This window comes from Taibaiella helva (assembly GCF_003545695.1).
GTDB classification, from domain to species: Bacteria; Bacteroidota; Bacteroidia; order Chitinophagales; family Chitinophagaceae; genus Taibaiella; species Taibaiella helva.
Window position 1 is genome coordinate 1 of sequence record NZ_QUZZ01000022.1, and the last position, 9522, is coordinate 9522.

General features: G+C 43.3%; 9 protein-coding genes. 5 read left to right on the forward strand and 4 right to left on the reverse strand.

Features of this window, described 5'->3' with window-relative positions; genetic code table 11:
- The 5 genes from DZC79_RS20805 to DZC79_RS20835 all read left to right on the forward strand — a co-directional run.
- A partial coding sequence (locus DZC79_RS20805; RefSeq protein WP_317124965.1) for an RHS repeat-associated core domain-containing protein occupies nt 1–2369 on the forward strand: 2369 nt, incomplete at its 5' end.
- A 7-nt stretch (nt 2370–2376) separates the two neighbouring features.
- Nucleotides 2377–2847 carry a hypothetical protein gene (locus DZC79_RS20810; RefSeq protein WP_118953553.1) on the forward strand — a complete coding sequence of 157 codons (471 nt, stop codon included), beginning with the start codon at nt 2377–2379 and terminating at the stop codon, nt 2845–2847.
- Nucleotides 2848–3391: 544 nt separating this feature from the next.
- The gene (locus DZC79_RS20820) at nt 3392–4453 is read left to right on the forward strand and encodes an RHS repeat domain-containing protein (protein ID WP_157977324.1); all 1062 of its coding nucleotides are present in this window, start codon (nt 3392–3394) and stop codon (nt 4451–4453) included.
- Between the two features lie 240 nt (nt 4454–4693).
- Nucleotides 4694–5050 (forward strand): hypothetical protein, encoded by a 357-nt coding sequence (locus DZC79_RS20830; protein WP_157977325.1) that lies wholly within the window; start codon nt 4694–4696, stop codon nt 5048–5050.
- Between the two features lie 42 nt (nt 5051–5092).
- Complete coding sequence (locus DZC79_RS20835; RefSeq protein ID WP_118953558.1) at nt 5093–5557, forward strand: RHS repeat domain-containing protein; 465 nt, start codon at nt 5093–5095, stop codon at nt 5555–5557.
- Nucleotides 5558–5563: 6 nt separating this feature from the next.
- On the opposite strand, the gene istB is transcribed toward DZC79_RS20835, so the two are convergent.
- The 4 genes from istB to DZC79_RS20850 all read right to left on the reverse strand — a co-directional run.
- Complete coding sequence (istB, locus tag DZC79_RS20840; protein WP_118953559.1) at nt 5564–6316, reverse strand: IS21-like element helper ATPase IstB; 753 nt, start codon at nt 6314–6316, stop codon at nt 5564–5566.
- A gap of 23 nt (nt 6317–6339) precedes the next feature.
- Nucleotides 6340–7245 (reverse strand): Mu transposase domain-containing protein, encoded by a 906-nt coding sequence (locus DZC79_RS21570; protein WP_198666981.1) that lies wholly within the window; start codon nt 7243–7245, stop codon nt 6340–6342.
- 32 nt (nt 7246–7277) lie between these two features.
- Entirely contained in the window at nt 7278–7877 is a 600-nt protein-coding gene (locus tag DZC79_RS21575) for a helix-turn-helix domain-containing protein (protein ID WP_317124966.1), read from the reverse strand.
- A gap of 400 nt (nt 7878–8277) precedes the next feature.
- Nucleotides 8278–9522 (reverse strand): site-specific integrase (locus DZC79_RS20850; protein ID WP_157977326.1); only part of this gene is annotated, 1245 nt, incomplete at its 5' end.

A 9522-nucleotide genomic window follows, 5' to 3' on the forward strand; every position in this document is an offset into this window, starting at 1 on the left:
GTGGTGTGAAGCCTGGCACCGGTCCCGTGGATATGGACATACTGGACTACAAGTATACCAATGGCAACCAGCTGGATGCTGTTAGCGACCAGGGCATCGCCGACTACGGCGCAGGCGACTTTCAGAACGGCCACAGCGGCAGCGGGGACTATGCTTACGATGGCAATGGCAACCTGAGCAAGGACCTCAACAAAGGGATCGGTAGTGTTACTTACAACCACTTCAATAAACCTGTAGCGATCGACCTGGGCGGCGGTAAAAAGATCGAGTACAGCTACGATGCCGCCGGCAGCAAAGTTCAGGAGCTGGTGATCGATCCGGGTAAGCCCACGAAGCGCACCGACTATATCGGCAACTTCATCTACCGGAACGACACGCTGCAGTACGCCCTTACTGCGGGCGGCCGCACCGTATTCGACTACGGTAGCACGACACCCGTAAAAGAAGAGTATTTTGTCAAAGACCACCTGGGCAATGTGCGCAGCACTATCGACATCATTACCTACGAGATACGCCAGTATCTAGCTACATACGAAGTAGCCAGCGCCAACCTGGAAGGTATGCTTTTTGAAAAAGTAGGCGAGATACGGGACGAAAAACCTGCCAGCACCGATCCGAGCGATAGTAAGGCCGGAAGGCTCAATGGCGCCGAAGCCGGCCGTGAAGTGGGCACCTCCCTTCTGGTGAAAGTGATGGCAGGCGACCGGGTGGATATGAACGTCAATAACTATTATGAAACCTTTGAAGGCAATACTACCGAGCCGGTGACGGCTGAGCAAATGATGGGAAGTATTATCAGCACACTGACCAATGGCGTAGGCGGCCTTCCCGGTGAAAGTCACAATACCAAATTAGTTAATGAGCTCTTTACCCAGGAGAATTTCTCTGCCCTGGAAAACGTGATCCAGGATCAGGGCATCGATCCCGACCGGCCGCAGGCTTACCTTACCTATGCTTTGTTTGATGAAAATATGAAGCTGGTGAGCGAATTTGCCGGCGCCTACCAGGCGAACGGCAACGGCGCCTGGGGCAGCATCGGCAGCAATGGCGCCAAGGTGATCCCCGCCAACGGTTATTTAGCCGTATATTTGAGCAGCCGTTGGCGCGACCTGCAATGTATCCCCTGCAGCAATATGTTCTTTGATAAACTGAATGTCGAGGTGAGCAAGGGCAACCTGCTGGAAGAAAATCACTATTACCCGCATGGTCTGCCGATACAGCCGCTGAGCAGCGTGTCGACCAACTTCAGGGAAAACCGCCGCAAGTACCAAAGCAATGAATACATCAAGGACCTTGGACTGAACTGGATGGACTTCCAGGCCCGGCAATACGACCCGCAGATCGGTCGGTTCCTGGCTGTCGATCCGCTTGCCGATGCGGGCGGGCAACAGGTATGGAGCCCCTATGCAGCGATGGGCAATGCACCGGAGAGCAATGTGGATCCGAATGGGACTGTTGCGCTTAACCTTACGCTAGCCCGTCTGTTTAATAGCGAAATGTTGCCTTCCCGGCGAATTGATTTCTTCCCTACTGCGAATATGTATATGCCCGGAGGTTCCTTGTTTAAAAGTGGCATAGGCAGCATCTTTGATGGGAAGAGTTGGGGCGGTTTAACCGGTTCCGCACTAGAAAGTTATGTCAACAGCCATGCCACGCAAGCCGCAAGTATAATGGGAGAAGTATTTGAGACTGGTGCATTTGCCAATGCTGGCAGAGCAACGGAAGAAGGGCAAGCGCAGTATGCATCAGCAATGACAAGCTATGAAAATGTGGTTAAAGGAATGGATTTTTCTGTTAACGGGGTTGGAGGAACGTTGTTGACTTATGATCCTAAAGGACCGAGAAGCATGCTTGGAGTTTTAGATAGTTGGTCTAACAACTTCGGGAACTGGTTAGGGTCACTTGCGAAATCAAGCCAACTTGGTACTGCGTTTAATGCTGCCGATAGAAGATTAAAGAATCACGGAGTGGATAAATATGAAGGCCCAGACGGCTACGCAAACTACGGATTACCCGTGATGAAGGCGACTTTCGCCTTTAACTTAACACTTATAACAGGAGGTATTGGCGGATTGGGCGCTGTGACTTGGGGAAATATAGCTTTTGCTGGCGATAATTTATTAGATGTTGGTACCGGTGGAAAGTATTCAGTAGCAGCAGTAGCGAAGAAAAATGCAGCTGTTTTCGCAATGTATAATACAGCAAGTGTTGGTTTCGGTGTCTTTGGAATTATTGGCTCCTACGGTGCTTTAATAAGAAATGCCAATACTTCTACTTTCCTTTTGAACACATCTGATAAAGCGCTCTTTATGTATTATTGGTCTCCAGTGACGGCAAAAGGGCTACAAGATTATTACAAGAAAAAATAAAATTAACATGGTAGTAAAACCAAACAATAATGCCGCAGTCGGTCTATTTGTAATATTATTTTCAATAAATGTAATAGTACTACTATTCATACCTTTTTTACGTATTGGATTTTATGAAGTGATACAAATTCTTTTAGGAATATTTCTAATAGATATTCTCTTAGGATTAATGAAATTAAGAGAGTATAAAACATTTATATTATGTAATGAAAAATTAGTAATTAAATATTCCTTCATAAAATTTGGTACCCAAATATACATGGAGAAGAATATTTTAAACATTAAAGTCGTGAGGTATTCAATTCAAAACCGAATTGCTCCAGTTATGATTATGAACTATCTAGATAATGAAAACCAAAGTAAAAAAAAGAAAATAAGTTTCAGACTTGAGGATAAAAAAGTAGAATTTCAAAATTTAATTGATCAATTAAGGGCAGAAGGTATTGTTATTGAATGTGAAGGTGATGTGTGGTTTTAAGGTTTATGTAAAAAATAATATAATATATTTATATATGAAAATAATTGAAAAAATATTACTAACAATATCTATACTAGGTTTATGTCTCCGGCTATTTTCTGTAGAAGGAGGAGTATTCTTGTCTACCCTTTCTTTTATGCTGCTCTCTCTATTTTATCTATTTTTTGGTTTCTTATTATTTAATGAGATTCCTTGGAGAGGCATTTTCAAAAACAATTCTTATAAAGCGATAAAATGGAAACGATTGCTTTGGTCGGTAACTGTCGGCCTCGTTTTCGCGATTGTAGTTCCAGGAGTTTTGTTTGCCCTAAATAAATGGATGGGAGCTCCAATTATTTTAAGCGGAGGATTAATACTGCTATCACCAGTCTTTATTATAAACTTAATTTTATATATCTGTAAGTCGTCAAAATTTTACAGTAGTATACTAATAAGGTCAGGTATATTATTGACTACTGGATTCATTTTACTTTACCGCAGCGTTTCCTGAAAGGGACGCTACGATTGGTTTCTCCTAAAAAATCTCTTTTTTGATAAGCTGAGGGTGGAAGTAAGCAAGGGCAACCTGCTGGAAGAAAACCACTATTACCCGCATGGTCTGCCGATACAGCCGCTGAGCAGCGTGTCGACCGGCTTCAGCGAAAACCGCCGCAAATACCAGGGCAACGAATATATTAAGGACCTTGGGCTGAACTGGATGGACTTCCAGGCCCGGCAATACGACCCGCAGATCGGTCGTTTCCTGGCTGTCGATCCGCTTGCTGATGCCGGCGGGCAACAGGTATGGAGCCCCTATGCTGCGATGGGCAATGCGCCGGAGAGTAATGTGGATCCGAATGGAGAATTGCCTAATTATTTCAACACCGTGAACTGGCTGCCACAAATACCAGGCTTTATTATCCGTAGTGGTGGTAGCCAGGCCAATGCACCAGGAGGCATGGCCGGCTGGATGATGGACCTGAACACCCAAATGATGAATAATTCATACTTCCTAGATAAAATTATGGGATATAATATTGCTGCGGGAGAAACCGAAGCGCAGTTACAAAGTGAAGGATATATTACTCATATGGAAGGGCAAAGTATCTCTTATTATAAGTGGGTACAGAATAGTGATGGGAGTCTGACGCAGGTTGGTGGTAATACTTTAGTAGAGGCAAGTACCAGTGGCTTTTTTGGCGGAGGGGTGAACTGGGTTAGTGACTTTGTACAAGGTTCAATCAATAGTGTTGTATTGACAATTACCAGTATTACAACGCCAGTAATTAATCAAGCTGCTATAATTGCACGTGAAGGTCCACATGAGGGAACACCACGAGACCCCAGAAGCAGAGTTTCTTGGGCAGTGCCGTATAAATTCAAAGATTGGCATTTTTATCCAGCAAAGTCTCTTATGACAGCAGGTGATTTAAGTAAAGAGCAGGGCCTTGAAGTAATGGACGCAACTGCTAATACGGTAAGTAACACTTTTGGAGTTTACGGCCTTTTTAAAGGGCCGGCCTTCTATTTCTTTAATTTCGGGAATCCAGGTGTAAATAAGGTTGCTGACTTTGCAACAAGTACATTTATCAAAGAAGCATATAAAAAGACTTACAATCATGATTGATGGGCTATTGGACTTTTTCTTCAGAGCAATTTTACCAGGTCTTCTATGTTGGCCAGGGGCATATTTTAAGTGGACGATCCTTGGGCGTAAAGGTAATTTTAAGAGCTACTTTAGAGCAAGTAATCGTTATAGCGATGCATTCGTTGGTATATTAATATTGGCAGTCCCTATTGTAATTATTTGGGCAATAACTCGACTTTTTTGAATATGTGTCGAAGAGCAATAATACTAATTAGTGTTTTGGGCATTTACTCTTGTAGTGGTTCAAACCTGAAGAACCGTCATGTAGGGAATACCCAAATAGATGCTGGAAATTTACAGAGCTATGTCGATTCAAGCGCTAAACTTTATCTTGAAGCAATTAATGAAGTTCAAGTAGGAAAAAACCTTGATTCCGTTAGGTTGAAATATGCAACAGATATTCACCGCTGGCACTCATTATTGAGCAATTCATTTGACTCGTTGACAGTTGCATATATGAACAAGGTTATTTCCCAAGAAGATTATGATAATTTTAGAAAGACATTGTTTTTAGATTCTGTGGAGCAAAGAAGCAAACGGCTTTCAAAGCTCGGCGTGCAAATTGATTTGAATTAAATTGATATTAGATACGTTGATTTAATTCCTTCACGGTATTTCATGAAAGGGATGCTATGGTTGGTTTTTCGTAAAATAGATCTCTTTTTGATAAGCTTAAATGAAGTGAGCAAGGGCAACCTGCTGGAAGAAAATCACTATTACCCGCATGGCCTGCCGATACAGCCGCTGAGCGGTGTGTCTACCGACTTCAGTGAGAACCGCCGCAAATACCAAAGCAATGAATACATCAAGGACCTTGGACTGAACTGGATGGACTTCCAGGCCCGGCAATACGACCCGCAGATCGGTCGGTTTCTAAGCGCCGATCCGCTTGCCGATGCCGGAGGGGAACAGGTTTGGAGCCCTTATGCGGCCATGGGAAATGTGCCGGAGAACCCAGTAGGTCCTATTGGTAGGTATTCCGGGAAAGTTGACCAGGGTATTCCGTGGCAAATTGACCAGCTGATTAGCTGGCGAAGAGGGGCAAAAAATGCTGTAGTAGCGTTTTCAAAATTAAATAATTAAAAGCGATTATTCGTACTCATTTTCGATTGGTTCAGCCTTTCTTTTTCTTCTCATTGATTCTCCTTTTAGATCGATACGGTGTGCATTATGAACAATACGATCCAGGATTGCATCCGCAATGGTTTTCTCTCCGATCACCTCATGCCATTTACTCACAGGTAGTTGAGAAGTTATGATCATTGAGGACTTACCATGCCTATCTTCGATGATTTCCATCAGAGAAGCCCTGCTTTGTGCATCGAAGGGCTGGATACCGAAGTCATCGAAAATAAGCAATTGCTGCCGTTCCAGCTTTGAGGTTTCTTTAAGGTAAGAGCCATCAGCCTTGGCCATTTTCAGCTTAGCAAAGAGCTTAGGTGTACTGGCATAGAATACACGATATCCAAGCATACATGCCTGGTAACCAATGGCAGTCCCTATATAACTCTTCCCTATACCGGTACTGCCGGAGATGAGTATATTTTCATTGCGACTGATAAATGTACAGTCAGCCAGGCGCTTTATCTGGTTACGATCAATACCTCTGTCTGCATGATAATTGACATCTTCTATAGATGCTTTATAGCGGAACTTTGCAGAATAGATCTGCCGCTCGATACGCCTGTTCTGGCGATCATCCCATTCGGCATCTATCAGATGGGCCAATAGTTCGTCTGCAGTAAAATTATTAGTCTGCCCTGTTTCAAGGCTGCTCTTAAAGGCATGGAACATACCATAGAACTTCATTGCTCGTAGCTTGTCTAAAGTGTTCGTGTTCATTATAATTGTATTTAAGGAGTTAACTATTGATAATACTCTTCTCCTCTGATATTGTCATGATCCGGCATCGGCAGTTCATCGGCAAACAAGCTGTCGTGGCATTGATCCATGTTCCTTTCCAGGATCATTTGTATGGTCTTATAATTATAGATGCCATAGTTAAGCCCTCTTTTGCAAGCTGTGATCAACCGATCATCGCCGACTTTACGTGCGAAGCTCAGTATGCCCAGGCATGATTTATAGGCCTGTTCGGCATGCTGCTTCCGATCAAATATGTGCTGGATATAAAGGCGGACATCTTCGTGGATCGAAGCTGCCCATATCAGGAACCGTTCCGGAGTCCATTCAGTAACGAACTGGTGGGTAGTGGCCATATGTTCTTTGTCTGTTGTATAGTGATGTGGTCCCTTTGACCGTGAATGCAGGGCAATACGTTCATAATTATAATAGACCTCCACCAGTGAGCTGGAGTATAACAGCTTTACCTTTTTGCCAATAAAGCGGTATGGGACACTGTAGTAGTGTTTATCCGGCCCCAAGCAGACATGACCATTCTTCATCACTGTCACATAGAACTGTTTCTTAAGCTCGTAGCGTAGAACCGGTAGTGGTGCAAGGGCATCCCGTTCTACTTCTTCAAACTGTTGCCGTCTGCTATAGTTGCGCCCCTGTAATAAGCGGTTATTATGAGCTTCCAGCTCTCTGTGGATAGCTTCATTAAGCTCCTTTAAAGAGTGGAAGACCATCTTCCTCAAAGGCGCATAAATCCGCGTATACATGATCTTGACAGCTCCCTCCACCAAAGCTTTATCTCTTGGGTGAAAAGCCCTGGCCGGAAGAACGGTAGTGCCGTAGTGGTCGGCAAAATCGGCAAAAGTCTCATTCAGGGTGGGTTCGTAGCGGCTGGTCTTGGTTACGGCTGCCTTCAAGTTGTCCGGAACGATAGCTTCCGGAACGCCTCCTATGTAGTGCAGGCAGAAATAAAGTCTTCTTTCTGTTGGCTCATTACCGCTTCTACATATGTAAGCTGGCTAGCGCCAAGGATCGCTATAAAGACCTCTACAGCCAGGACCTCACCAGTATCCCTATCGGTGATGCATAACTTTTCCCCGGCAAAGTCCACATAAAGCTTGTCGCCGGCTTTGTGATCGATATGCATTACAGGGTTTACCCTGGCCTTCCATTGGTTGAAATAAAAACAGAACTGGCTGTATTGATATCCATTAGGAAATTCTTTGAGATATTCCTGCCATAACATATGCCGGCTCACACCGGTACGCTTAAGTTCTTTATCTACATGGGGAAAACAACGTAGCATGGATTGCATACGATCAGAGTAGGCCTGCTCCTTGCTTTTGCCAAAAAGGTCCTCCAACTCTTTGTCGTTGAGGGCATTGACCTCATCAAAGGTAAAGCCGCAATCCTTGAAAGAGGACAGGTACTTCTTTACTGTGTTTCTGGATGCGTCGGCCTGGGCGGCTATGGACATAATACTACGTCCTTGAGTGTACATCCTTAAGATTTTCCTAATCTTGCTCATACTGATCGTAGTGTTAGCCATAATGGGTAGTTGGGTTAAACTACCAAAATTATGGTTGCTACTACAGCATTCTGCCCTGCCCAGGAGGTGGTCAATTTCACCCGGAATACCCTGGTCAGTTTGCCCGGAATCAGGTGGTCAATTTCGCCCGGAATCTCGTGTCAAGCATTCCCATATGGACCTGGTCAAATTCAGCGGAATATCCAAGTAATGCCACAATAATAAAAAATGGACTTAATCCCATAGTTTAAAGTATTCAATTTTAAATAACAAAGTCTAAATGTTGTGTTGGAGGTCAAGAAAATTCAATGATCGCAATTTTAGCTCCCAGAGATCAAAGTACTTTTCACAAAATAGTAAATATTTTCTTTGCTGCGTCAGCAAACCAAAGAAATTTACTCAACTTGCGTCCGAAATAAGATCAGGCTACTTTACGTATCTTTCCTGTTTTGGTAAAAATTGCCGCCTTCGCCTTTTCCATATTTTCACTTATCCGGGGCTTATTTACCTTGCAGTACCTTTGAGTTGTACGAATACTTTTATGCCCCAACATTCTGCTCACATCCTCTAAAGGTACGCCGGCATTCAACATTATATGAGCAAAAGTATGGCGGGCTCTGTGTGTTCTGAATTCTTGCTCCTTTATATTGTTAGAAGACATTCCACATATATCTGCCAGTTCCTTTAGGTAAGCATTGTAGCGGTAATTGCTGTTGATCGGCAAAAGTTTATTGTTAATCCTCCGACAGGAATGATCCTTATATTTTTCGATCAGCTCTTCAACAATGGGCAGGATAGGGACCATTTCAGTAACACCGGTTTTTCCACGATCTTTAATAAGCCACCTCTCTTTGTTACTGCCAACAATTACTATATTTTCGGGAGTTAGGTCGTAAGTATCCTGGAAAGCAAAACCAGTGAAGCATTGGAAAATATAAGCGTCCCTTACCTCATCGAGCCTCGCTATAGGCAATGACTTGTTACAGATAATCTCCAGCTCATGCAGTTCATGAGGAATAACTTCCTTGTTTTGACTGCCACAGCTGAAATCGCTTAAGGGATTATGCAGGATAAACTTCTTGTTGACACATCCGGTCAGTATCTGTTTTGTCTTCTTAATATGTGTTTTTGCGGTTGCGTCTTCTAACACCTGATCCGGATCAAGGGTTAAGTAATCATAGAAATCCTCTGCTAAGGAATAAGTCACATTGGATAATTCTATATCAGAAGATTGGTTTCTGAATTGTAAAAAGGAAACTACTTTTCCTTTTGTTGTCTTCCAATGCCGTAGAGTACCTTTATCCCGCAAACCAATTTGTACTTTTTTCTCAAAAAGGGTGATGAAATTATCAAAAGCTTCTATCAAAGTTGGAATGTTTTCCTCGGGATCATTTTGTAGCGTTATTGGTATTGCTTCCTCACCTTTGAACACATTTTTGAGCATTTGAGGTGTAATAAGCTCATATTGCGTTTTGAGAACGGTAAAATGAGCTTCCAATTCTATTTCGGTAGAAATGATCTTGGCATTGGTTTTTTTAGCTTCTGTACCCGGCTCTTTATCCATCTTAAGGGCCACATCCCAATAATCAGGATGTATCTTACGATTTAGGGAAATTTCAGCGACCTGTCCATCAATGGTAACTCTTACATAGAGCGGAGCTCTGCC